We start from the raw sequence: 23,669 nt of genomic DNA, 5'->3' as shown, positions 1-23,669 counted from the left end.
AACGGGAAGGCACTGCCGCTCCATGGCCTGAAGATTTCTTCGCGCCGTGCGCGCACACTCGGAAATCGTAAATCAGGACCCGCGCGGCACGCCGCCGACGACGGGCGGTTTCTCGCGCCATACCCACTCGGTGCGCGCGCGCAGTACGTCGCGGCCGACCGAACGCGTAATGGTTTGCAAGAGCTTGACGTGCATTGGGGGTGCGGCTGGAGTGACGACACCGCTCTCGCCATCCAGCCACGTCGAGATCTCCAGCCGCTCGTCGGCCTCGCTGTCGCTGTGATACTCGATATCGAGGGTCGCGATGCGTAATGCCCCGCCGGCTTCGAGCATGCGGCGAAAGGGCCAACCACAGGCGGCAAACAGCGCGAAGGCGGCGTTCTCCAGGAAGTCGGCATAGACGGCGTTGTTGACATGGACGATATGATCGAGGTGCGTCGGCGCCACGGTTACGGCGGCGCGCACCGGCTCGCCGGGACCGTGGTCGGGCAAGCGATCGAGGCGGGCCAGGATCGGGGCGCGCTCCCCGTCGCCGAACGCGACCTGCATCGACTCCGGAATGCGAGCCGGCCGGCCCGTGGTCAGGTCGCAGAACACCCAGTCGGTGGTTGCGGTAACCACCGGCGTGTCGCCGCGGCGAACAAGGTAGCGGCGCAAGGAACGCGCGCGGCGGAAGTCGGCGATTTGCGTCTCCAGGTCGAGTGTATCGAGGCCCCCGACCGGCACCAGACGTCGCAGGCGAGTACGGTGAATTACCCACGTACGGTTCGCCGCCGTGTACCACGCCGGATCGAACCCGGCGTCCGTCGATGCCTCGACGCCGGCCTGTTCGAGCACGCCGAGCAAGGCCGACACCTTCATCTCGCCGAGGAAGTCTACTGCGGCGTGCGAGACCCGATGCCTGAGGCGGTAGGTTCGCATGGTCGCCCGCATGATGACTCGGCGGCGGCGCCGCGGGCAAGGGCGGGGAGTTCTCGCGGACTTCTCACTCGACCTGCGGGGCTTTCGTTGACAACCTGCCGCATCGCCCTATGAATGGGCGAGTCCCGGTTTTTTATATAAGGTCATGACCGCCCGCTTGATTCTCGCCTCCGCTTCGCCCCGGCGCCACGCCCTGCTGGCAGAGCTGGGGATTGCCTTTGACGTGGTTCCGAGCGACGTGCCCGAAACGATCCTCCCCGGTGAGGCGCCGGCAGACTTCGCCGTCCGCCTGGCCCGCGAGAAAGCGCTGGCGGTGGCCCGGACGTTTCCGGCGGCGCACGTGCTCGGCGCCGACACGGTGGTCATTGTCGGACAGACGGTCCTCGGCAAGCCGGTCGACCGCGACGACGCGTGGCGGATGTTGACCACCCTCTCGGCACGCACACACCGGGTTTGGACGGCGGTTGCGTTGGTCGCTCCGAGCGGTGAACTGGACGAGATCGGCGTCGAGACGGCGGTCGAGTTCAGAGCCCTGGAGCCTTCTGAAATCGAGGCCTACCTCGACACCGGAGAGTCCTTCGACAAGGCGGGGGCCTACGGGGTGCAAGGGGGCGGAGCCGGTTTCGTGGTTCGGTTGGACGGCTCCTACAGCAACGTCATGGGACTGCCCGTCGAAGAGGTGGCCGCCATGCTCCGCCGCCGCTTGCCGGTCGGGTCGGCGCCGTCCGTGGCCCGAACATGATCGACGTTGCCGGCAACTGGCAGAGCGTCCGCGACCGGGTGGAAGCGGCCACGCGGCGGGCCGGACGGCCGCCCGGCGCGGTCACGATCGTGGCCGTCGGCAAGACTCAGTCGGCGGCCGCCGTGGCCGCGGCGATCGACGCGGGCGCCACCGACGTCGGCGAGAACTACGTGCAGGAGGCGGCCGCCAAGATGCCACTGGTCGGTCGGCCGGCCCGCTGGCATCTCATCGGTCACTTGCAGCGGAACAAGAGTGCCCGCGCGGTCGATCTGTTCGACGTCATACACACGCTCGACAGCGTCGCCCTCGGTCGCACCCTCGCGGCACTGGCCACGGCGCGACAGCGGGTGATCCGGGTGCTTGTCGAGATCAATCTCGGTGCGGAGGCGAGCAAGAGCGGCGTGGCGCCGGCGGCTCTGCCGGCGTTGTTGCGTGCGTTCGCGACCGTGCCGGTATTAGTGATAGATGGACTCATGGCGATCCCGCCGCCCCAACGAAGTGCCGAGGCGATGCGACCGTTCTTCCGGGCGCTGCGCGAGTTGCGCGACGCGATCGCGGTGGACGCCGCTCCCAATGCCCCGCTGCGGGAGCTGTCGATGGGTATGTCCGACGATTTCGAGGTCGCAATCGAGGAGGGCGCAACCCTGGTGCGGATCGGCCGCGCGATTTTCGGAGAGCGCTCATGAACGGCGTGGGCTCTCCGAGGCATTTGTCGCCGGCCGAGGGAATGTGGCTAACTGCGCCGAACCAGCCGAGGAAGGGCACATGAAGGACACGAAGACGGGGACCAGGCCGGCCGCGGCCCGTAAGCGCGCCACGGGCGCCGCAACATCTCCACGAGCAGTTGGAATAGTCGGCGCCGGCAACATGGCCAGCGCACTCGTAAAGGGGTGGCTCGGGGCGGGCCTGTACCAACCGGACGAGCTATGGGTGTCGGACGTCGACCGTGAGAAACTCGCTCAATTCCGGCGGCGCTTCAAAATCACTGCCGCCCGGGACAACGCCGATCTCGTCTCCGGATCGAAAGTCGTCGTCCTCGCGGTCAAACCGCAGATCATCGACACGGTGCTGACTCAGGTGCGGCCCGGTGGGGTGGCCGGTAAACTCTTCATTTCGATCGCCGCCGGCGTCCCGACCATCCGTATCGAGGCGGGCCTGGGTCCGGAAACTCGCGTGCTCAGAGTCATGCCCAACACCCCGGCGCTGCTGGGCCGGGGCATGTCGGTGATGGTGCGCGGGCGGTACGCGACGCCTGCCGACGAGAAACTCGGCCTGAAGCTCCTCGGTGCCGTCGGACAGGCGGTGACGGTGCCGGACGAGCGCATGCTCGATGCGGTAACCGGATTGAGCGGCAGCGGGCCGGCCTACGTGTACCTGATGGTCGAAGGGCTGATCACCGGCGGCGTCCATGCCGGGCTGCCGCGTGCGCTCGCCGTTCAACTCGTTCTGCAAACGCTGCGCGGCGCGGCCGCCATGCTGCAAGAAACCGGCGAGACTCCGGAAGCGCTGCGCGCCCAGGTAACGTCACCCGGCGGCACGACGTTGGCGGGTCTGAGCGAACTCGAGCGCCGGGGATTCAAGGACGCTCTCGCGGCTGCCGTCGTGGCGGCGACACGACGTTCCAGCGAACTCGGCCGCGGCGGCCGCTGACGGCATCGACCGTCAGTCGCGCGGCGGGCGCTTGCGCTGGCGGGCGGTGCCGCGGCTGGGGCGGCTACCCTGGTCCTCGAGCGCGGCCAGATTGAAACCGCGGCGCATGCCGGCGAGCTCCCGCCGGTGCTGGTCGGCAAGCACCCTCAGCCGCCGCATCCCGTCGGCAGTGAGAAAGACACGCACCTCGCGGCGATCGTCGGTCCCCGGACGGCGCCGCACGTAGCCGAGCGCTTCGGCGCGGTCCACGAGGCCCACGGCACTGTGGTGCCGCACCTGCAGAAACTCGGCAAGCTCGCCGATGGTGGCGGAGCCGGTGCCGTTGAACCCGGCGACGCCGAGGAGGAGCTGGTGGTTCTGCGGGGTCAGACCGGCGGCTCGCGCCGCCTCTTCGCTGGCGCGGAGGAAGCGGCGCATCGCGTGCCGAAAGCGGGCGAGGTTGCGTAAGTCGTGCGACGGAACAGAAGTCATGTCGATCGTCCTTACCGCGCAGCAAGCGAGTTGCCGCCGTCGAGTTGAACCGGGGGACGGTAGTCGGCGCGCCGCAAGAGGTAGAAGACGCCCCCGCTCAGCGTCAGCGCCTCCGCCGCCCAGAAGCCCAGGGCTGCCGAGATTATCGATTGCGACACGCCGATGCGGTGCGCAAGCAACAGAGCCTGGACTATCTCGCGAACACCCTCGCCGGCGATCGTGAACGGACTCATGACCGTGGCGAAGATCTGGATGGTCGAAGCGAACGTGACCTCCCAGAAATGCGCGTGCTCGGCCCCGACTGCCAGCGCCGTACAGAAGTACATCGCCGCGGTCAGGAAATGCACGAGAAAACTCAGCCCGAGCGCGACCGCAAGGATCGCGGTGTGATGCGCGTATGCCGAAGCGGCGGCTGCCAGGCGTTGTGCCAGGTCGGCAATGCGGGCAAAGCGCCCGCCCGGTATCCAGCCGGCGACCGCACGAATCAACCGCGGCTCGAAGGCGATCACGAAGAACAGCGCCACGACTGCCAGCGCGCACGGCACCGTGATCGACGCGACCCGCCCCGCCCGTGGCCCGAGGATGGTGTAGCCGAGCGGGAAGGTCACGAGAAAACTAACGAAGATGCCGACGATGCCCAGGCATTTCTCGATTAGCGTGGCCGCCGTGGCCGGGACGATGCGGCCGCTGAAGCGCGCCGCATCGTACAGTTTGTACCCGTCCAGCCCCAGCGTCGAGGGCAGGAACGTGCCCAGGAACCGCCCGATCAGAAAGGTCGTAACGATGTGACCGAAGCGGAACCGGATTCCCTGGCCGATGAGCAGCAGGTGCCAGCGCAGCATCGAGGCGAGGATGCCGGCGGTCTTGACGAGCATCGCCAACAACGTGAACCGCCAGAACACGTGGGGATCGATGCGCGGCAGGTAGTCGATAATGGCCCGCACGGCAGTTACCGTCTCGCCCGATTCCGTGCGCACCGTATGCGTCAGCAGCAGGTAGAACGCACCCGCGGTGAGGCCGGCCTTGATCAGGAAGCGGACGACGCCGGGCAGCCGACGACGACCACCACCGGCCGCCGCAGCGTCCGCTCCCGCCGCCGACGCCGGACCAGACAGCGAATGCATGGGCGCCGGGCCGGAGCTACTCGGCTTTGTTTCCGTCGGTGGCACGCTTTCGTTCCAGCACTTCGACTCGACGCGTCAGAGCTTCGACCTGCGCTCGTAAAGCCTCCAGCTCCGAGCGCGGCGAATCCGGTGCGCTTGCCGTCCCGACCGCGATGGCGGCAGCCGGCGCGGGCGCCGGTTCCGAGCGTTCACTCGTCGTGCGCGGGTTGACGACTTCGATGTTGCTGGCATCCCGTAAGCCGATCTCCGGGACGCCGCGGAAACTCTTGATGGACCCGGCAACCCGTACGGTCTTGCCGACGTAGGCTTCATCCGGGTTCTCGGGAAAGTCGCTGAGCAGTCCGATGGAAAGGGTCGCCACGAAATCGTTCGGTCCGGTGCCGAAACGCAGCCGCACAGTGTTCCCCTCGCGCTGCGCGGAAAGCACCTTGCCCTCGACGACCCGTTCCTGGCCGACGTACAGCCCCGCCACGCGCGGCGCGATCGTCGGTTGCGCCCGGGCCGGCGCCGCCGGCGCCAGCGCGCACAGGAGCAACACGGTGCGCAGCGAACGCACAGTAAGCTTGAGCTTCTCGTCGGCTGTCATGCCTTTTCCGTCGACGCCGGCGAGGGCCGCGCCGAAGGCGCCGTTATAGGCGCCGCGTCACCGCAGGACAACCGGCGAGGGCAGCGCCGCTTCGGTACGTTAATTGCCGACCCTGATGGTCTCTGGTACGCTCACGTGCGTCGGACAGTGCAGGCATTGTCCATCGCCGGCAGCCCCCGCGCGGCCGGGTCGCGGAAAGGAGCACGCACATGGCAGGTGGCAAGACGTTCAAACGGGACCAAAAACGCCGCAAGGAAATGGCGCGCAAGCTGAAACAGGAAGAGAAGCTCAAGCGGAAGGCGGAACGCCGCGAAGCGAAGAAAGTGGGCGGCGAGGGCGAAGAGACGGAAGAAGACGACCTGTCGCCCGCCGAACCTACCTCCTCGATTTAGTCAGCTCTACCCTTGCGCGACCCGATGGCCGGCGGTCGCGCGGTGGCGCCGCCGGCGTAGAGCCGTCCCTCGATACGCCTGAGCTACCAGGTCCTGAAGTTCTGCATGGCGCACGGGGAGGGCGAGGCTCCCGCCGAGCCGTCGTCAGGTCGTCGCGGCTCGGCGGGAGCCTCGCCCTCCCCGCGCGCAGATCCAGGGAAATCGTAAGCCGGCGCGCCTCATGGGCGCGGCGTCGGTGTGGGCACAACCAGATAGTGGTACCCGAGGTCGACGGGCTCCGTATCGAGGGACTGGTCGCGCTGCGTCGTACGCTCCGTCAGGAACGGGACCAGTCCGGGGTCGGTTTCGAAGTCGCCTGCGTCCAGGGCCGGGCTGGTGGCCGAAAGGCGGAAATCTCCGGCCGACGGCAGGAAGAACTGCGGATCCGACAACGAGCCCGAGCCGTTAATGTCGTTATCGCCGGGGGGAGTCCCGGACCCGTAACCGTCGCTGTTCAGATTGAAGTCCCCGAAATAGCCAGTCAGCGAGGACGGCGCCACCGTGTCTATGGTGATGCCACTCGGCTGATTCCGATTGACGATGCTGTTCTCCAGCAAGAGATTGGTCGATGCCTGACCATTGCTCTTGCCGATGAACACGCCGTGCGCTCGGCTCCCGTAAATCGTGTTGTTGATGGCGAACAGGAGATCGCTGCCCAGCACACGCAGGCCGGTACCGGCGTTATCGTGCACCAGATTGTTGAAGAACAGACCATCGTCCGAGCGTTCGAACACGACTGCGTGTCCCTTGCTCTTGCGGATCGTGCAGTCGGCGATGATGACTCCCGGACTATCGACTATCAGCAGGGCGGCGCTCGTTCCCCCGACCATTGTCAAACCATCGAGGGTAATGTCGGCGACCTCACGGAGTTCTACCGCCACCGCCTGCGTGCCGCCGTTGATCACCACCTCGGCGGGCGCAACTTCGCTGAAAGCCCCTTCGACGTCAGCGTAAAGGGTAATGGGCCCCTGTACGTCTCCAGCCTCGAGACGCATCGGCGCATACGCGCCCGGGCTCAGAATCAGCGTCGAGTTTGCTGGCGCCCGGCGGACGTAGTTGCGGAGGTTGCCCCCGGGTGGCACCACAATATCGAAACTGCCCTCGACCGTCGGAGTAGCCGTCGCGGTCGACCCCGGCGGTACGGTCCGCGTCGCGGTCGGGGTCGGGGTGCGCGTTCCCGTGGTCCCGCCGGTGCGAGTCGGCGTCAGGGTGGGGGCGCCGGGCGGCCGGGTCGGAGTCGCCGTGTTGACCTGCCCGGGATTGGTCACCTGGGCTGTGGCAGTCGGATTTCCGTTCCCGCCCCCGTCACCATTTCCGCCGCCACCGCATCCCTGGAGAGCAGCGGCGAGCACCAAACAAACAATAAGACCAACGCGTCGACGGCCGGGGTCCGATACTGTCATGGAACTCCATTGAGTGGTTTGGGGTGGTTGCGACCCTATCGATTTACGCACGCCCTCCCCGGTAAGTCCAACATTTTCGTCGTCCCCCGGGGCATGGCTCGACAAACCGATGACGCCATGCGAACGTCAGAATCGGCGGGCCGGGTCCGCGGCCTGCACGGCTTTCGGAGGAGACGAGAGAATGACTATCGCGGTAAGAAGCGCGCTCGCGGGCCTGGCGCTGGCGCTGCTGACGGCAACCCCGGGCTTTGCCACCGACCCCGCGCGGCGGGAGGCCACCAATAAGGAACCGCCGGCGGCCGCCGCCGTCCCCAATACCACCACGACCGGAAACCCGGGCGGCGGGTGCATGCCCGACGGCGGATGTTGCGGAGGGGGCGCGTGCGCCGCACCGGCGGCAAGTGGCGCCGACAAGGCAGCCGCCGACACCGCCGGCGGCTGCCCCTGCATGAAGCGGCGCCAGGCCGCCGACACACCCTCTTGATTACGCCGCGCGGATAACCGGCCGGAACCGGCGCCGCGGCGACGACTGCGCACACGTGCGCTGCTGGTGCCGCCAGCGCCGGAGGGCCCAGCGGATGCCGTTGGCGTTGAACCCGAACACGTTGCACAGGTTCACGAACGAAAACGGCCAATCCCAATCGGTGGTCAACAGCCAGCTTTCGGCTTCTTCGAACTCGACCCGTCCGTGGGCCGACCTTGCCGTCGCATTGCGACGGTAGCTCTCCACCCCGTCAGCGAAAACGGCCCACATCAACGCGAGCTCCCCGGAGGCGATGTTGGGCGTCGCGTGCATGCCCCAGAACTGCTCGGGCAACACCGAATCCGCCGCCAGGAGATCGCGGACTGCCGCTTCCGCGCGTTCGAACTGTTCCGCCGTGAGAGGCGGCTCCTCTGCCTGCTGCTTTCGTGCGAGCCGTTTCATGCCCTGTGGTAGAGCAATTCCGCTGCCAAGCCACATGACATCCGGCTCACAAAACCGACGACGAGATCGAGGGGGCCGACCCGCTACCGCCCCCGCCGCTCACTCAACATGTTGTCAACTAATTGCCGGTAGAGACCCTGCAGACGGCGGGTCCGTGCCCCCACCGCCCCGTCGCCAATCCGCCGCGTGTCCACCGTCACGATGGGCACCACCTCCGCCGTCGAAGACGTCAGGAAAGCCTCCCGCGCCGCCAGCAACTCGGTGGCCTTCAGACGCCGCTCGACTACCGGCATCCCGTCCGCCGCCGCCAACTCGATCGCCAGACGCCTGGTTACCCCCGGGAGGATCCCGTCGACCGGCGGAGTTATCAGCCGTTGCCCGTCCCACACGAAGACGTTGGCCGTTGCCGCCTCCGTAACGTACCCGTCGGCGTCGACGTACAGCCCCTCGTAGGCCTTACGCCGGGCCGCGAGACGGCGACCCAGGATCCCGGGCACGTAATCGAGGAGCTTCAACTCGGCGAGAAATCCGCCCCGCGCAAACGGCAACAGGACGACCCGCACGCCGTTCCGCTGCGCCCGGGCCACCGCTGGCGCCAGGTGCCCGGCGAACATCAGCACGGTCGGCACCAGCCGCGACGGCGGCAGCAAGCCCGGCGCACCGGCCCCGCGGGTCACGGTGATCCGTACCCAGCCGTCCGCACCACTCATGCCGTTGCGCCGCAACAAAGCGGCGATGTCCTGCACCCACGGCCGCTTCGGCAGTCGCAACCCCAGAACCCGAGCGGCAGACCGCAGGCGCTCGAAATGCGCCGCCAACGCGAACGGCCGGCCGCGATAGATTCGCACGGTCTCAAAAATGCCGTCGCCGTAAAGGAAGCCCCGGTCGAACGCCGCGACGCGCGCCTGCGCCGAAGCCACCAGCAGCCCATTCAAATGTACGTACCCGCCAACCCTCGTACTCATGCCTGCTCCACTGCGGCGAAGAACGGGCGGGCCTTCAGAAGGCATTCCTCGTACTCGCTGTCGATGCCGGAGTCCGCCACGATGCCGCCGCCGGCATGGTAGGTGAGGAGGCCAGGGGTGGCAATCGCCGTGCGGATGAGCAGACTCCACACGCTGCTGCCGTCCGCACGAATCCAGCCCAGCGCCCCGGTGTAGAACCCGCGCGGCACCGGTTCCAGCGCGTCGATTATCTGCATGGCTCGCACCTTCGGCGCCCCGGTGATCGACCCCCCGGGGAAGGTCGCGCGCAGAAGCCCTGCCAGCGACACGTCGCTCCGCAACCGGCCGCTCACCCGCGACACCATGTGATGCAAGGTCGGAAACGACTCGATACGACCCAACGCGTCGACACGCACCGAGGCGGCTCGGCAGACGCGTCCGAGATCGTTGCGCTCGAGATCGACGATCATGACGTGCTCGGCGCGCTCCTTCGGGTCGCTACGCAGGTCGAACGCGAGCGCCGCATCGGCGGCCGCATCGGCCGCGCGCCGCCGCGTACCCTTGATCGGGTAAGTCGCAACCTCCTCGCCGCGCACCGTCAGGTAACACTCCGGCGAGTTCGATAACAACTTGAAGTCACCCGCGTCGACGTACGCGCCGAACCGCATCGGATGACGCTGCAGCGCCGCGAACACGTCTAACGGAGCCGGTGGATTCGTTACCGCGAACCGCTGTGCCAGGTTGACCTGATAGATATCGCCGGCAGCGATGTAGTCGAGGGCAGCCCGCACCGCCGCCGCGTATGCGGCCTTCGAGAATTCGCGCCGCACAACGCGATCGACGCCGCGGTTCGACAGCGCCGCCGGCGCGCCTCCCGCGATCCGCTCGGCCAGACGCGAGGCGTCGAGACCCGCATCGGGCCTGACTTCCAGACTCACGCCGCCGTGCCGATGGTCGAGAACCACGAACCAGTCGTACGCTGCCGCGTGCAGAACCGGGAGCTCGAGCGGATCGGCGAGCCGAGCCGGGACCCGCTCCACCCAGCGCCGCAGATCGTAACTGAGCGCCACCACAATTCCCCCCGCCCAGGGGGAGCGGACGCGATCTGGCGGCGGACTCCACTCGGCCACGAACCGATCGAGGAGGTCGAACGGATCGCCGGCGCAGGCCTGGATCCCGGCCCCGCTGCGTACCGTTGCTCCGCCGTCCGCCGCCACGCGAAGCACTGCCCGCGGCCCCCAGCCGGCGATCGCCCGGCCGTCCGTCCACGATTCCGGTCCGGCGCCGTCGAGCACGCAGGTAAGAGGCGTGCCTGCACCGCCCCGCAACAGGGACGGCAGACCGAGCGGCAGTTCGATGGGAAGGCGCATGCAGTGCCTGCAAAGACGACCCCACCGTTTGTCGAGGTCCCCGGCGCCGGAGTCAAGATCGCCCGGCGGAACCCTGCGCCGGCGGTTCGTCGAAAGGCGCTCTCGGCGCCCGGACCGGGAGACCGAGTTCGCCCTCGTTCCATGTCGGGGCGGCGTGTTCCTCCGGGCTCCCGCCCGGGCGCGCCGCCAGGTGCGTAAGGGCGTTGCCGGGGTGACTTTTGCCCGACCCGGGCTTGCAAAGCCCTGCCCCGCCGCGCCAAGGTACCGCGTCGAGCCGCCGGCCATGAACGCGTCAATTAAGCTGTTGCAGCACGTGGTACCCGCGACCGTGGCGCTGCATACGACAATTGCGGAGAGCCATCCATCCGCCGGTATACTCGGAACCGAACGACTGGGCTCCGGCGTGATCGTCGACCCCGCCGGCCTGATCCTGACGGTCAACTATGTCGTTCTCGGCAGCAGCTCGGTAACCGTCTCCCTCGCCGACGATACCGAAGTGCCGGGCCGCGTCGTTGCCCAGGACTTCGCCTCCGGGGTGGCCATTGTGCAGGCCGACCGCACGCTCCCCGGCGCCCTTCCGCTCGGTACCTTCGCCGACCTCAAAATCGGGCAGGACGTGTTCATCGTCGCCGCCGCCAGCGAAAACAAGCGTCGCCTGCACGACGGCGGCATCACCTCGCTCGGTCCGTTCGACGCTTACTGGGAGTACTCGCTCGACCGAGCCATCACCACCACCGCGACCAATCCCGGCGTCGGCGGCGCGCCGCTGCTCGATCTGCTCGGACGGGTTATCGGTATCGTCTCGCTCGATCTCGGCGAGGTCGGTCGTTTCACCCTCGCCATTCCCGTCGATTACTACAGCGATCACAAGAACGAGCTGCTGCAATTCGGCCGGCGCACCACGCGTGCGCAGCGCGCCTGGATCGGTCTGTATTGCTACACGTTTCGCGACCACGTCGTCGTCGCCGGCGTCCTGCCCGATACGCCCGGCGATCGCGCCGGCCTCAAGGCCGGGGACATCGTCCTCGCGGTCGATGGCCAGGAGGTTGCCAACCGGGGCGAGCTGTACAGGCGGCTGTGGGAACATCGCCCGGGAGACGTGGTCAACGTGCGTGTCTACCGCACCAATCAGGTCAAAGAACTGCCGATCACCTGTGGCGATGCCGAGGAGTTCTTCGCCTGATCCGAGGGTGCGCGGTCGCACGGGTGCGCCATGATTGCCTGCCTGTACGGGCGTCCGTACGCTCCTTTCGTCGAATCGGCGATGCGTGACCTCTGCGCCGCGGCGGCCGCCGCCGGCGAGAGCATTCACCCGATCGCGGTCGAAGCCGCCGTTGCCGCCCCGGCCCTGTGTGCGCACGTGCACCGTCTATATGTTCTGCCGTTCGACGCACCCGCCGAGAGCCCGGACGCTGCCGGCCTGTTGCGCGATCTCTGTCCGCGCGCCGAGATCGTTCCTGCCGTTGCGGCGCAGGACCTCTGTTGGGACCGGCTCGCCACGCAGGAGCGGTTGCTCGACCGCGGGATCCCGGTACCCGAAACGCTGGTCAGTACCGACCCGTCGCACTTGCACGAGTTCGTCCTTGCCCACCGCTTCGCGGTGCTCAAGGACCGTTACGGCTGCGGCGGACATGGCCATCTCGTCGTGTGGATCGAGGACGGCCAACTGGTCGGCGACGGCGGTAGTCACCTTTATCGCATCGCGCCGGCGGCCGGCGGCCGGCGCCAACTCGACGGCGATCTGCTCACGTACCCGGGGCCGTTTTACGCGCAACGCTTGATCGCCACCCTCACCACCCGCAGCGTCACCCCGGCCCAGGTGCTGCGGGCCTATGTCGTCGATCATCACATTGTCTTCTGGACCGAACGCTACCGCGACCGCTACGAGCGTCCCTCGGATTGGATCGTCTCGGCGAGCCGCGGCGCGAAGTATCGCTTCCTGCAGAGTGTGTCCGACGAGGCGCAGAAGGTGGCGTTGCGGGCCGCCGAAGTCGTCGGCACGCGCGTTGGCGTCGTCGACATGGTCCGAACCGGCAGCAGTGGGCCGCACGTTCTCGGTGTCGGCGTCGACGGCCGCCATATGATGATCGATCGTGGGTTCAAGGATGTTCCTGACTACCGGGCGTTTTTCGACTTCGATCGTTACGTCGCCGAGGCGCTGTTGACCGAACCGCCGGAGCCCGTGCCGTTGCGGCCCCCCAAGGAAAGAGCGGGCGCGAGGAGGGGCCCGGGGCGCCAACACAGATAAGCTCGGGCCCGCGCATGAATGCCCGGGCCGGACCACTGGGCACCCCCACGCTCGGCGGCGCCCCTTGCCGGACTATCCGGTAGACGCGTACCCCCCAGGGAGCGAACACCTCCACCATGCGATCGCCCTCGATCTCGACGCAGCGATCTCCCGGGAGTTCGCATGCACTCGCCGCGCCGTCCTGGAAGCGAAGCGTGCCGGCGACCTCCGCCGGCAGCAGAGAGGGGGGCCGCAAGGACCGCCAGACACAGCGGCACGACGAGAGCTGCAGCTACCGGCCATCGAGCGGTGAATTCCAGGTGCACGTCCTTTCGCCCGGCCCCGCCGCCCCGCACGATCCCCCGACCGTCGGCGCCGAGTCCGTTACATTTCTACACGGCCCGGCCAATCGCCAGTCGAAAATGGGGGCCAGAGGGTCTGGGGCGCCTGAGGGTCTGGGGGCGTAGGGGTTAACTTATGGCGCCGGCATCCTTCACCGGCAGGCATTTCCACGCCGCAGGCGTTGCGCATCATAGCCCGCGGTTGCCCGAACGGATACCATCCGGCGGGCACGCACGGGGGCCTGCATCCGGCCCCGACAACCGCCCCACCGTGTCGGTCGTCTGTCGTGCCGCAACGCCGATTTCTGTCGGATGCCCGGCCCGATAGGGGCAACCCCCCGTGGTTGCCCTGTGCGATTTCCCCGCTCACGCGCCAACGCAGAGCACGGTGCGGCAGGAGCGGGTCGATACCGATAGCCCTGCCGGCGGGCGGCGAGGTCTCTCCCGTCGGGGTGGGCGAGCCCGGGAATTCGTCGCCTCGGCGCGAGACGGGAGCAATTTGGCGTGATCGTTCAATACTCGGACAGCGATCGGCGCTAATCGGACTCCATGGAAAACGGTGCGGGTTCCGCCGGCGAGCGCACGGCATTGGTGACCGGCGGCGGTCGGGGAATCGGTCGAGCGATCGCGCTGGCCCTGGCCGCCGACGGCTTCCGTGTGCTGGCCGTGGGGCGCGACCTTCCCCGCTTGCGGGCGGTGGCCGCCGAGGCCGCCGGGATCGACGTGTACGCCGCCGACCTTGCGATCGCGGCGGAACGCGACCGGTTGATCTCCCACGCCGCCGCCTGGGCACCGCGCCTGAGTCTGCTCGTGAACAACGCGGCAGTGCAGCACGACGGCGGCCTGGAGGCCACGGCGGCGGTGCGCGCCGAACGCGCGCTGCAGCTCAACCTGCTGGCGCCGATCGCGCTGGCGGCCGGTCTGCTGGCCCCTTTGCAGGCGGGGCAGGGGACGGTCGTCAATGTGACGTCGATTCTGGCCCGGCACCCCAGGGTGACGGCGCCGGTATATTGCGGCACAAAGGCGGGACTGCGCGTGTTTACGATCGCGTTTCGCGATCTTCTGCGCGATCGCGGCGTTGCGGTCGTGGAGCTGGTCCCGCCACTGGTCGACACCGACATGACGTCGGGTCGAGGTCGGCGGAAAATTCCTCCCGAGGAGGTCGCACGTGCGTTGCTCGCCGGCTTGCACCGGGGCGCCGAACGGATCGATGTGGGATGGGCGCGCCCGTTCCGGTGGATCGATCGTCTGTGCCCGGCACTGGCGGCGCGAATCGTGAGGAATTCATGACATTCACCCATGCTGCACTGACGGCCCTCATGATCCGCTACCTTCACGAGCGAGACCCGCGGCTCCTGCCGCCCGGAGTCGGCGTTAGCGACTGGCTCGGACGCGCGCTCATCGACGACTCGGTCAAGCGCCGTGTCCTGCGTCACGCTCTGCGCGTCGGCGGCCCGCAGCCCATTCTCGACGTCGGCGACGCCCTTCGGGACGCGACCTACTTGCCACCCGTGCGTGTTCTGCTCGCGTCGCCGGACACGCAGGTGCTGGCTGAGAAGTGGATGCGCCTCGAGGGCTACTACCACTCGACTCATCGCACTCGGATCGACGCCGAAGTTCCCGGAACCTGGCGCTGCCGGCACTACGCGACCCAGGGGGCACCGCCGGTCATGGCAGAGCACTACCTGATCTGCGGCGTTCTCCGCGGCCTGCTGCGTACTTTTGGCGCCCGTAACGTCAAGCTCGAGCAGCTGCCGACGCGTGCCGGGCGCTGGACCTTTCGCTGGCTGCCCGGACCGACTCGGTCCGCCGAGCTGGCATGGCGCCGCGGCGAAGACGTCGAGGCGCGGCTCGGGCGTTCGATCGCCGGCGATCCGGCGCGCGAGTGGAGTCTGCAGGCGGCAGCACGCGCGCTCGCCTGTTCGACGCGAACGCTGCAGCGCGAGTTGGCGGCTACCGGCAACCGATTCGCCACCGTGCTGCGCTCGTCGCGTGTGGCCATGGCTTCGAAGATGTTGCTTGACGGCGACGAGTCGCTCGCCGACATCGGCTACGCCTGCGGCTTCGCCGACCAGGCTCACTTTCAGCGTAGCTTCAAGACCGTGGTCGGGATGACCCCGCGAAACTATCGCAGGAGCGCAAGATGACCGGTTCGATGACGACGCGGGGTGGCCAGGTTCACCGATGGACGGCAGCACTGATCGTGGTTCACCTCGTCGCTCTCTTTGCCGGCTTCACCGTTCTCGCGGCCGTGTTTCAGTTCCCCGAGGTGCTGCGGCTACCCGCCGTCGAGCGCCTGGCGCTGTTTCGCCGCGAACAGGCCGTCGTCCAACCGACGTACTGGCTGCTCGCGCTCACCGGGCTCAGTCAGGTCGCCATCGCGGTGCTCGTCGATTGGTCGCTCTGTCGGCGGCCCTCCGCTGCCGTCCGGTTGGCGCTGGTGTTCGGCATCGTCTGCGGGGTGCTGCAGATGGCGGGCTTCATCCGCTGGGCGATTCTGGTGCCGTACCTGGCCGACCGTATGGCCGGCGCCGACGCCCCGACGGTGAGCGCCATCGTCATCGTCGAGGGAGCGTTCAACCGCTACGCCGGCATGGCGCTCGGCGAGCACGCTGCCAACCTGTGTCTCGGTCTGTGGACGATCCTGGTGTCCGCGGGCTTGCGACGGCAAGGCGCGATCGACGCTCGGCTGGGAAGCGCCGGCATCGCGCTGGGCGCGTTCGCGCTCGTGCTGGCGCTCGAGCAACTCGGTATCGCGCCGCAGATGTTTGGCCCGTTACTCGACTTCGGATTCCCCGCCTGGGCCGTGTGGCTGCTGCTCCTCGGGGTGTGTTCCTGGCGTTCGCAGGCCGAAGGCGCGATCGAACTCGACTGGCGCGCGTGGGCGGTAGGGTTGGCGCTCTACGTTGCGATGATCGTTCCGGCGATCTTGTGACCGGATCTGCACGCGCACCCGGGCGGTTCGCCTTGCCGTGTCCCGTATGTCAGACTACTCGTAGGACAGTCGAGCGTCCCCGCCCAATGACCTCCCTACGACACGTCGCCAAGCAGGACCGGGCTGCATGAACGCACTCGTCGAACGCAACCTCGACACGGTGTCGGAGATCTGCCGCAGGTTTCGCGTGCGACGCCTCTATCTTTTCGGATCGGCCGCAACGGACCGGTTCGATCCGCAAGGGAGCGACCTGGATTTTCTGGTCAGGTTTCTCGACCGCCAGCCTACCGGGGCCTACGCCGATCGCGTCCTCGGGTTCAGCGAGGCACTCGAGCAGATCTTCGGTCGACACGTAGACGTCATCACCGAGGAGTCGGTTCGAAACCCCTACTTCCGTCGGGAGATCGAACGGACGCGGCTACTCGTATATGAATGCGCAGACCAAGAAGCTGCTGCATGACATCCCCGACGCTGGCCGCAGCATTTTGGCACGCTGCCGCGGTTACACCTTCGCCGACTACGAAGCCGACCGCTGGTTCCGGCGCACGATTGAACGAGAGTTCGAAATCGTCGCCGAAGCGCTGAATCGCCTGCGCCGCACGGATCCTGCAACCGCGGCCGCAATCTCGGAGTTGCCGCGCATCGTGGCTTTCCGCAACCGGATCATCCACACGTACGACGCCGTCGACGACGCGACGGTCTGGGGTATCGTCGAATCGCATCTGCCGCGGCTCTTGGCCGAGGTCGAGGCCGTCTTCGACCCCACTAACGAACCCGGGTGACGCGGGCGCGAGTGGCTTACCAGTTCGCAGGCGCCGGGAGCGCAAACCCTCCCCGCGCCTGCCCGCGTCGCATGGCACATGCCGGCGTGTCATTCGTAGACTTCGCCAGTGTCACTCGTCGAACACACGGCGCACGCATCGCTCGCGCTCCGGCGGCGTGCACTTCATGGTGCGAGACTTGCTCCTCTCGATCTCGGCCGGATCTTCCGTGCGTTTCGCCGCCGGAGACCGGCAAAAAAAGTTGCCAGATCGATTGGCCAGAGGACGGGTTATGGGATCTTCGCACACCAGGACGCATCGCGGATCGATATCCGTGCTCTTCCCCATGCTGGCCGCGATCGGATTGGCCGTTACTGCCCTGCCGGTTCGCGCTCAAGATCCCTTGTCCGGCGCGCTTGCCGGCGCTCCGAACGACTATGACATCGGCGCGCCGACGTTGACCGACATCTGGGTCGACCCGGTCAACGGCAACGACAGCAACCCCGGTAGCTCCCGCGCGACGGCGTTACGCACGGTGACGGCGGCATGGAACCGCGTTCAGATGGGCGTCACCCTGACGGTGACCGGCTACCGTATCGTGCTGGTCGCCGGGACATACCCGGAAGGTTCGGTGCCCCATTACTGGGAACGGCGCTACGGCACGTTCCAGTTCCCGGTTATCCTGCAGGCTGCCGACGGCCCCGGAACTGCGACTCTGCCCGCGTTGAATGTGTTCGACACCCGCTACTTCTACCTGCTCGGCGTGCGCATTCAGGCGACCGGCGATCCGTTTCATTGCGAGCAATGCAATTACCTGTTGATTCGCGATTCGACTATCACCAGCGGCGGCGGCCAGGGTCCGCAAGAAACGGTCAAGATCAATCAGTCGCAACACGTGTACATCGAGGACAGCGACATCTCGGGTGCGGGGGACAACGCCATAGACTTCGTCGCCGTGCAGTACGGGCACATCGTCCGCAGCCGCATCCACAACGCCGGTGACTGGTGCGAGTATGCCAAGGGCGGCTCGGCCTACTTGCGCATCGAGGGGAACGAGTATTTCGACTGTGGAACGGGTGGGTTCTCGGCCGGCCAGGGCACCGGTTTCGAGTTCATGACATCGCCCTGGCTGCACTACGAAGCCTACGACATCAAGTTCATCAACAACGTGATCCACGATACCGACGGCGCCGGGATCGGCGTCAACGGCGGCTACAACATATTGATGGCCTACAATACGCTGTACCGCGTCGGCCGGCGCAGTCATGCGATCGAGGCCGTGTTTGGCCTACGCAGTTGCGACGGCGATACCGGGCGTTGCAGCGCGAACCGCACCGCCGGAGGTTGGGGTACGGCAACGGTGGGCGGCGAAGAGCCGATCCCCAACAGCAACGTCTTCCTCTACAACAACATCGTCTATAATCCGCCCGGCTATCAGAGCCAGTGGCAGCATTTCGCCATCTATGGCCCGCGCACGCCTTCGGCCGGCTCGAACATTCCGTCGCCGGCGCGCACCGACACCAACCTGCAAATCCGCGGAAACATCGTCTGGAACGGGCCGGCCGATCATCCCCTGGGCATCGAGGACTCCGGCGACGGATGTCAGCCCGGCAACCCGACGTGCAATGCGAGTCAACTGCGTGCCGAGAACTCCATCAACACGCTGCAACCGCAACTCGCAAACCCCGCCGGGGGCAACTTTCGTCCGGTCGCCGACAGTAACGTCTTTGGTGCCGGGACGTATGCGGTTCCCGATTTCGCGTGGACGGACGCTCCCTCGCGGCCGCCGGTACCGGCGGGCGACTTGAGCAACAACGTGCCGAGCGACCGCGACGGCTATGCGCGGATGGCCACGGGACCTGCGGGCGCGTACGTCTCCGCGTCGGGGCCGGGGAACACAGCGACGCCCACGGTGGCGCGAACGTCTACCCTCTCTCCGACGCGCACCGTGGCACGAACCGCGACGGCGACGCGGACGCCGACGCGGACCTCGACGGCGACCGTCGTAGTCGGCGCCACGCGGACGCCAACGAGAACCCGCACCGCTGCGCGGACGCCGACGAGAACCCGCACCCCTACACCGCGGCGCTGGTCGACGCCGACGCGCACGGCGACAAGAACGCCCACACGGACCCTGGCAGTCACAAGAACTCCCACATGGACCGTGGCGCCCACGATCACCGTTACGCGGACGCCGGCATTCTCCGCGACGGCGACGCGCACCGTCACGCGCACACCCACCGGTTTCAGAACCGCGACGCGCACACCCAGTCCCACTCCCACCGGGACGCTACTGTCGACGCCGCCGATCGTTCCCGTTATCGACGCGTCGCTGAAGGCGCGTTTGCGAACCGTCTATTTGTCCGGTCGGGCGGCGGGCAATCGCGCCGCCGTCTTTGCCAAGATCGGCGACAGCATCACCGAGTCCGGGTCGTTCCTGAAGGACGTTGGCTGCGGTTCGGAGGTCCTGGGCTCGTACACGAGCCTGGCGCCAGCGATCGACTATTTCCGCGCCGTCGTTTTTCCGCCGGATTACAGCGATGTGTGGTGCGGCGTAGCGAATTCCTTCACGCGTGCGAGTGCCAGCGCGGTGGCAGGGTGGACGACGAATTCGGCGCTGGCGCCACTCGATCCGCCCGACTCGCGTTGCCCGGCGCCGTTTAATCTGGCGCTGCGTTGCGAGTTGCACCTGCTGCATCCGAGCGTCGCCCTGATCATGTACGGCACCAACGACCTCGAGCGTTACAACGATCCGGGCATGTTTCGCGACAACCTGACGCACATCGTCGCCGAGACGCTCGCGGCCGGGGTCATTCCGGTCCTCAGCACGATTCCGCCGCGGCTCGACGATGCGTCATTAGGTGCGCGCGTCGGTCCGTACAATCAGGTCGTCACCGAGGTCGCGCGGGTGGAGCAGGTCCCGCTATGGGATTACTGGCTCGCGCTGCAAGCGCCGGCGATGATCAACCGTGGGATGGACGCCGACGGAGTTCATCCGAGTGTTTACCGTGGCGACCAGGGGGCCGATTTTGGGAGCACCGCCCTGCGCTACGGCTACAACCAACGCAATCTCACGGCGATTCAGGTGCTGGAGAAGATCATGCGGGTCGTGATTCTCGACGGCGCGCCGGGGTAGCAGCGCGGGAAAGTGCGGTGTCGGGGCCGACACGACCTACACGCTCGCCCGGCGCGCCGCCACGCTGCCCGGCTTCACGCTCCTGCGCTGAGCCTGGCGAGCAGGTAGAGGACGTCAACCACCCACCGCATTGCGCTCCGATCGCCGGTCGCGAGAAGGGTCTTCGACCGTGCTCGCGACCGCCGATCGACTATTTCCGCGCCGTCGTTTTTCCGCCGGATTACAACGATGTGTGGTGCGGCGTAGCGAACTCCTTCACGCGCGCGAGTGCCAGCGCGGTGGCAGGGCCGCGCGCCGGCTGTCCAGCCAGCCCCGGTTCTCCCCGATTGAACGTTCCGCGAGAATCCCTTACGTTCATTGAACGAGTAAGGAGCGGTCGTGAAGGCGCAAGCCGTAGTCACCAGCAAGGGCCAGGTCACCGTGCCCAAGGCCGTGCGCGACGCGCTGGGCGTGCACGAGGGGGACATCCTCGTATTCGAGGTCGAGGCAGGCACTGTCCGCGTCCGCCCGTGGCGGCCCGGGCAGTGTTCTGCCGGAGCCTTGAAGAAGTTCCTCCCCGCCGACTGGCAGGCGCCGACGGTCGAGGAAATGGATCGGGGAATCGCGCGCGCCCTCACGGATCGTGTGCCCCGCCGATGATCGCCGTCGACACCAACATCCTGGTTCGCCATCTCACCCAGGACGACGCGGCCCAGTCCGCGAAAGTGCAGCACCTCATTGACGACATCGAGCGTCGCGAAGATGCGGTCTTCGTCAGCCATATCGTTCTCTGCGAGATGTGCTGGGTTCTGTCGGCTGTCTACGGCTTCCGCAAGCGCGAGATCGTCGCCGCCATTGGGGCACTCCTGGGCGACGCTATCTTTGCTCTGGAAGAGCGGCCGAGCGTCGAAACGGCGCTCGGCCGGTACGAGGAATCCGGGGGGCAGTTTCCGGACCATCTGATCGGGATCGTCGGCTCTCGTGTCGGGGCCGACACGACCTACACGCTCGACCGGCGCGCCGCCACGCTGCCCGGCTTCACGCTCCTGCGCTGAGCCTGGCGAGCAGGTAGAGGACGTCAACCACCCACCGCATTGCGCTCCGATCGCCGGTCGCGAGAAGGGTCTTCGACCGTCCGCCCCGCGACGCGAATCGAATCGGGGCTGCGGCTCGGGCGTACTGAACCCGAGGACTCCCGCAGCCGCAAACCGTCGGGGCAACCCGCCGTGGTTGCCCCCGCCGCCAACGGCCGCAACCGCACCGGGGTGTCATCGGGCCGAGCCCGTCGGCGTCGCACGACGCGCGGCCCGGCGACGACAATGACGTGACGGCCCCGCGCTGTCCGGCCTCTTGGGGTGGCTGGCGAGCGTGGCGAGATGCGTCGAAATCGATCGCGTATTCGTTGGCGCGGCAAAGGTCAGGCAGGCATGCGCGACGGCCCTTCCAGCAAGAAGTCTTGCAGCGTGACGCCGCGGATGCGCTCGGTCTCGAAGGGCGTGGCGCAAATCACGGTCAGCCGGCCACGCGGGAAGGTCTTGGGATACCAACTGAAGTCCAGAGGACCGGCCCGGCCGATCTTCACCTCGATCCATTCCTCGCCCCTGGCGACGAAATCGACCTCGTGATCGCGCGATTGCCAGAAGCCGAGCCCTTCCGGTTCTGCCCCGGCCCATGCGGCCCGCCGCCATAGCTCCTGGGCGACGAGCCACTTTACGAGCATGCTGCGGGTGCGAGCATCGAGAGCTTCGAACTCGTGCACGTAACGCAGCGTTGCCGGATGCCAGGCGGTGACGGCCGCCAGGTTCACGAAAGCGAGCTTGCTCGGCTTGCGAAAGTCGTAGCGGCCCCGCTCGGCGTTCCATGACCACTGCGGTAGCACGCAGAGAAGATCGGAAAGCTGCTCGACATAACCGCTGGCTACGGTGTTGTTGGCGAGCCCCGATTCGCGCGCCAGCTTGGCAAAGCCCACCGGAGTTCCGCCGAAACGGAAGATGGTGGACAGGACCTGCCCGAACGCCAGGCGGCTGCGGCCGGTGGCAACGATGTCACCGAGCATCCAATCGCGAATCATGGTCACGAAGTGGTCGGGGATATGCTCGAACTGAAAGATGTCGTTCGCGGCCAGCGGAGCTCCCCCCGAGAGCAAGTAAGCGATCCACGTCTTGTCGCCGAGTTGGGCGGAGCACTCGCGATGAAACTGGCGGTAGGAAACCGGCAGGAAGATGTAGTCGGTACGCGCGAGACGGCCCTTGCGGCCCGGCAGGCGCTCGCCGCCGCGTCGCAGATCGCGCGCGCGAGAGCCGGTGGTGACGACGAGCGTGCGCCGCAGGTGCCCTTCGTCGTAGGCACGCTTGATCGCTCGTTCCCAGTCCGCGATGGCCGTGATCTCGTCGATGAAGATGCGGCGTACCGACACCGTCGCGGCGAACGCCGCATCGAGCTCGTGCAGCCGCTCGTACAATACCGCCTCGGAAAGGATCTCGTCCCCGTTCAGGTAGAACGCCGACCCCGCGCCGTGATCGACAATGGTGTTCCTGAGCTCGAGATCCAGCCAGGTGCTCTTACCGTACTGACGTGGGCCGCGAACCACGACCAGACCGGGCTCGGTCGGGAGGCGATCGAGTCCGAACTCGAACCGAAAGGGTACCGCCTTTGCCTCGTATTCGGCGAGCCGCGGCCACATATCCTCGCGATCGATCTCGCCGCGCGACAACAGCTCGTTCAACTGGTTAACGTTCACGGCGTTATCATATCTAACGTTTACAACGTTAACCAGACCGGCCGTCCTTGATGCGGCGTTAACCGATGCTCGGCGCCCTGGGGCAGGGGGCAGTGAAACGTACCAGAGGTAGCATCGTCCCCGCGGAACCTGGTCGCCGGCTATCGATCTGTTTCACATGCTTTGGTGGCGTTCGGCGTGGAGCGCCGTCTTTCCCTTCGAGCGCTTAAGCGTCGGAAGGGCCTTGATAGCCTTTCCGGCTTTGCGCTCGGCGAGGCGCAGATCGTGCAGCGATTGGAGATTCAACCAGAACTGCGCGCTGGTGCCGAAGAAGTGGGCGAGCCGCAGGGCGGTGTCGCCGGTGAGCGGCTGCTGTACTGTCCCTTGCGATCGTGCTTCAGCGCTTCGAGACGGTTGCCGGGCAGGACCGCGCAGCGGGCCGCCGGTCCCAACCCCGGCGCTGCGGTCACGCCGCCGACCACCCGCGACGAAACGGGGTGTCACGCAAAGACGCGCAGGGGCCGGCGGCGCAACCTCACGCACCCGTCGTCCGCCTTTGACTTTGTTACAAGGTCGCGCGAATTGGAAGTTGGAATGGTGTCCGGCGAGCACATGCGGGAGAGGATAGATGGAGAAGGATAGATGGAAGGATAGATGGAGACACCCATCATCAAGAGGAGAGGATAGATGGAGAAGAGGATAGATGGAGACACCCATCATCAACATGAGGATAGATGGAGACACCCATCATCAAGGTTCATGAGGATAGATGGAGACACCCATCATCAAGGTTTACGAGGGCGGGGCCGTCCGCCTGGCACTCGCCAACGTGGGCGTATAGGCCCTTGACAATAATCCTATACATCGCCACACTCGGCGCGTGCCCGGTCCGCGCTACACACAGATCGACATCGAGGCCACCGCTTACTACCACTGCATCAGCCGCTGCGTGCGCCGCGCCTTCCTGTGCGGCCAGGATCGCCTGAGCGGAGCCAACTTCGATC

Annotated in this window: 25 protein-coding genes; 15 read left to right on the top strand and 10 right to left on the bottom strand. The window is 67.0% G+C overall.

Going from position 1 to position 23,669, the window contains the following annotated elements:
- Nucleotides 1-72 precede the first annotated feature (72 nt).
- Entirely contained in the window at nt 73-933 is an 861-nt protein-coding gene (locus L6Q96_11595; GenBank protein ID MCK6555203.1) for a thioesterase, read from the bottom strand.
- A 133-nt stretch (nt 934-1,066) separates the two neighbouring features.
- Here L6Q96_11595 and L6Q96_11590 point away from each other — a divergent pair, with 133 nt between their 5' ends.
- The 3 genes from L6Q96_11590 (at nt 1,067) to proC (ending at nt 3,313) form a co-directional block, all read left to right on the top strand.
- Nucleotides 1,067-1,663, top strand: coding sequence for a Maf family protein (locus L6Q96_11590; GenBank protein ID MCK6555202.1), 597 nt, complete (start codon nt 1,067-1,069; stop codon nt 1,661-1,663).
- On the top strand, nt 1,660-2,349 hold the full coding sequence (locus L6Q96_11585) for a YggS family pyridoxal phosphate-dependent enzyme (protein ID MCK6555201.1): 690 nt from the start codon (nt 1,660-1,662) through the stop codon (nt 2,347-2,349). The genes L6Q96_11590 and L6Q96_11585 overlap by 4 nt, the downstream gene beginning before the upstream one ends.
- Before the next feature lie 79 nt (nt 2,350-2,428).
- On the top strand, nt 2,429-3,313 hold the full coding sequence (gene proC / locus L6Q96_11580; protein MCK6555200.1) for a pyrroline-5-carboxylate reductase: 885 nt from the start codon (nt 2,429-2,431) through the stop codon (nt 3,311-3,313).
- A 12-nt stretch (nt 3,314-3,325) separates the two neighbouring features.
- Here the strand turns inward: proC and L6Q96_11575 are convergent, their stop codons facing one another.
- The 3 genes from L6Q96_11575 to L6Q96_11565 are packed head-to-tail and all read right to left on the bottom strand — an operon-like array spanning nt 3,326 to nt 5,494.
- On the bottom strand, nt 3,326-3,784 hold the full coding sequence (locus L6Q96_11575) for a MarR family transcriptional regulator (GenBank protein MCK6555199.1): 459 nt from the start codon (nt 3,782-3,784) through the stop codon (nt 3,326-3,328).
- Between the two features lie 11 nt (nt 3,785-3,795).
- On the bottom strand, nt 3,796-4,908 hold the full coding sequence (locus tag L6Q96_11570; protein MCK6555198.1) for a flippase-like domain-containing protein: 1,113 nt from the start codon (nt 4,906-4,908) through the stop codon (nt 3,796-3,798).
- Between the two features lie 16 nt (nt 4,909-4,924).
- Nucleotides 4,925-5,494, bottom strand: a complete 570-nt coding sequence (locus L6Q96_11565; protein MCK6555197.1) for a hypothetical protein — start codon at nt 5,492-5,494, stop codon at nt 4,925-4,927.
- Nucleotides 5,495-5,703: 209 nt separating this feature from the next.
- On the opposite strand from L6Q96_11565, the gene L6Q96_11560 reads away from it, so the two are divergent.
- A complete protein-coding gene (locus L6Q96_11560) occupies nt 5,704-5,886 on the top strand; it encodes a hypothetical protein (GenBank protein MCK6555196.1) in 183 nt (60 codons plus the stop codon).
- 218 nt (nt 5,887-6,104) lie between these two features.
- Here L6Q96_11560 and L6Q96_11555 read toward each other — a convergent pair whose 3' ends face one another.
- Entirely contained in the window at nt 6,105-7,328 is a 1,224-nt protein-coding gene (locus L6Q96_11555; GenBank protein ID MCK6555195.1) for a right-handed parallel beta-helix repeat-containing protein, read from the bottom strand.
- Between the two features lie 181 nt (nt 7,329-7,509).
- Here L6Q96_11555 and L6Q96_11550 point away from each other — a divergent pair, with 181 nt between their 5' ends.
- Entirely contained in the window at nt 7,510-7,812 is a 303-nt protein-coding gene (locus tag L6Q96_11550) for a hypothetical protein (protein MCK6555194.1), read from the top strand.
- On the opposite strand, the gene L6Q96_11545 is transcribed toward L6Q96_11550, so the two are convergent.
- From L6Q96_11545 to L6Q96_11535, 3 genes are all read right to left on the bottom strand, one after another.
- On the bottom strand, nt 7,813-8,253 hold the full coding sequence (locus tag L6Q96_11545; protein MCK6555193.1) for a hypothetical protein: 441 nt from the start codon (nt 8,251-8,253) through the stop codon (nt 7,813-7,815).
- 83 nt (nt 8,254-8,336) lie between these two features.
- Nucleotides 8,337-9,218 (bottom strand): aminotransferase class IV, encoded by an 882-nt coding sequence (locus tag L6Q96_11540; protein ID MCK6555192.1) that lies wholly within the window; start codon nt 9,216-9,218, stop codon nt 8,337-8,339.
- Nucleotides 9,215-10,567 (bottom strand): anthranilate synthase component I family protein, encoded by a 1,353-nt coding sequence (locus tag L6Q96_11535; GenBank protein MCK6555191.1) that lies wholly within the window; start codon nt 10,565-10,567, stop codon nt 9,215-9,217. Before L6Q96_11535 ends, L6Q96_11540 begins: the two co-directional genes overlap by 4 nt.
- 283 nt (nt 10,568-10,850) lie before the next feature.
- On the opposite strand from L6Q96_11535, the gene L6Q96_11530 reads away from it, so the two are divergent.
- The 10 genes from L6Q96_11530 to L6Q96_11485 all read left to right on the top strand — a co-directional run bounded on the left by L6Q96_11530 (nt 10,851) and on the right by L6Q96_11485 (nt 21,001).
- Nucleotides 10,851-11,750, top strand: a complete 900-nt coding sequence (locus tag L6Q96_11530) for a S1C family serine protease (protein MCK6555190.1) — start codon at nt 10,851-10,853, stop codon at nt 11,748-11,750.
- A gap of 30 nt (nt 11,751-11,780) precedes the next feature.
- Entirely contained in the window at nt 11,781-12,815 is a 1,035-nt protein-coding gene (locus L6Q96_11525; GenBank protein ID MCK6555189.1) for a hypothetical protein, read from the top strand.
- A gap of 869 nt (nt 12,816-13,684) precedes the next feature.
- Nucleotides 13,685-14,425, top strand: coding sequence for an SDR family NAD(P)-dependent oxidoreductase (locus L6Q96_11520; GenBank protein MCK6555188.1), 741 nt, complete (start codon nt 13,685-13,687; stop codon nt 14,423-14,425).
- Nucleotides 14,422-15,282, top strand: a complete 861-nt coding sequence (locus L6Q96_11515; GenBank protein MCK6555187.1) for a helix-turn-helix transcriptional regulator — start codon at nt 14,422-14,424, stop codon at nt 15,280-15,282. The genes L6Q96_11520 and L6Q96_11515 overlap by 4 nt, the downstream gene beginning before the upstream one ends.
- Complete coding sequence (locus L6Q96_11510) at nt 15,279-16,070, top strand: DUF4386 domain-containing protein (protein MCK6555186.1); 792 nt, start codon at nt 15,279-15,281, stop codon at nt 16,068-16,070. The genes L6Q96_11515 and L6Q96_11510 overlap by 4 nt, the downstream gene beginning before the upstream one ends.
- A gap of 127 nt (nt 16,071-16,197) precedes the next feature.
- Complete coding sequence (locus L6Q96_11505) at nt 16,198-16,530, top strand: nucleotidyltransferase domain-containing protein (protein ID MCK6555185.1); 333 nt, start codon at nt 16,198-16,200, stop codon at nt 16,528-16,530.
- Nucleotides 16,499-16,852: a DUF86 domain-containing protein gene (locus L6Q96_11500; GenBank protein ID MCK6555184.1), complete on the top strand. Its 354-nt coding sequence runs from the start codon at nt 16,499-16,501 to the stop codon at nt 16,850-16,852. Before L6Q96_11505 ends, L6Q96_11500 begins: the two co-directional genes overlap by 32 nt.
- A gap of 271 nt (nt 16,853-17,123) precedes the next feature.
- Nucleotides 17,124-19,967, top strand: coding sequence for a GDSL-type esterase/lipase family protein (locus tag L6Q96_11495; protein ID MCK6555183.1), 2,844 nt, complete (start codon nt 17,124-17,126; stop codon nt 19,965-19,967).
- 378 nt (nt 19,968-20,345) lie between these two features.
- Nucleotides 20,346-20,606, top strand: a complete 261-nt coding sequence (locus L6Q96_11490; protein ID MCK6555182.1) for an AbrB/MazE/SpoVT family DNA-binding domain-containing protein — start codon at nt 20,346-20,348, stop codon at nt 20,604-20,606.
- Entirely contained in the window at nt 20,603-21,001 is a 399-nt protein-coding gene (locus L6Q96_11485) for a type II toxin-antitoxin system VapC family toxin (GenBank protein MCK6555181.1), read from the top strand. The genes L6Q96_11490 and L6Q96_11485 overlap by 4 nt, the downstream gene beginning before the upstream one ends.
- 362 nt (nt 21,002-21,363) lie before the next feature.
- On the opposite strand, the gene L6Q96_11480 is transcribed toward L6Q96_11485, so the two are convergent.
- Nucleotides 21,364-22,686, bottom strand: a complete 1,323-nt coding sequence (locus L6Q96_11480; GenBank protein ID MCK6555180.1) for an ATP-binding protein — start codon at nt 22,684-22,686, stop codon at nt 21,364-21,366.
- A gap of 153 nt (nt 22,687-22,839) precedes the next feature.
- Nucleotides 22,840-23,100 carry a hypothetical protein gene (locus tag L6Q96_11475; protein ID MCK6555179.1) on the bottom strand — a complete coding sequence of 87 codons (261 nt, stop codon included), beginning with the start codon at nt 23,098-23,100 and terminating at the stop codon, nt 22,840-22,842.
- Nucleotides 23,101-23,669: the final 569 nt, after the last annotated feature.

The sequence above is a fragment of the Candidatus Binatia bacterium genome (assembly GCA_023150935.1).
In the GTDB taxonomy this organism is placed as follows: domain Bacteria; phylum Desulfobacterota; class Binatia; order HRBIN30; family HRBIN30; genus JAKLJW01.
The sequence above is the reverse complement of the archived record's forward strand: the minus strand, read 5'-3'. Positions and strand labels throughout refer to the sequence as shown.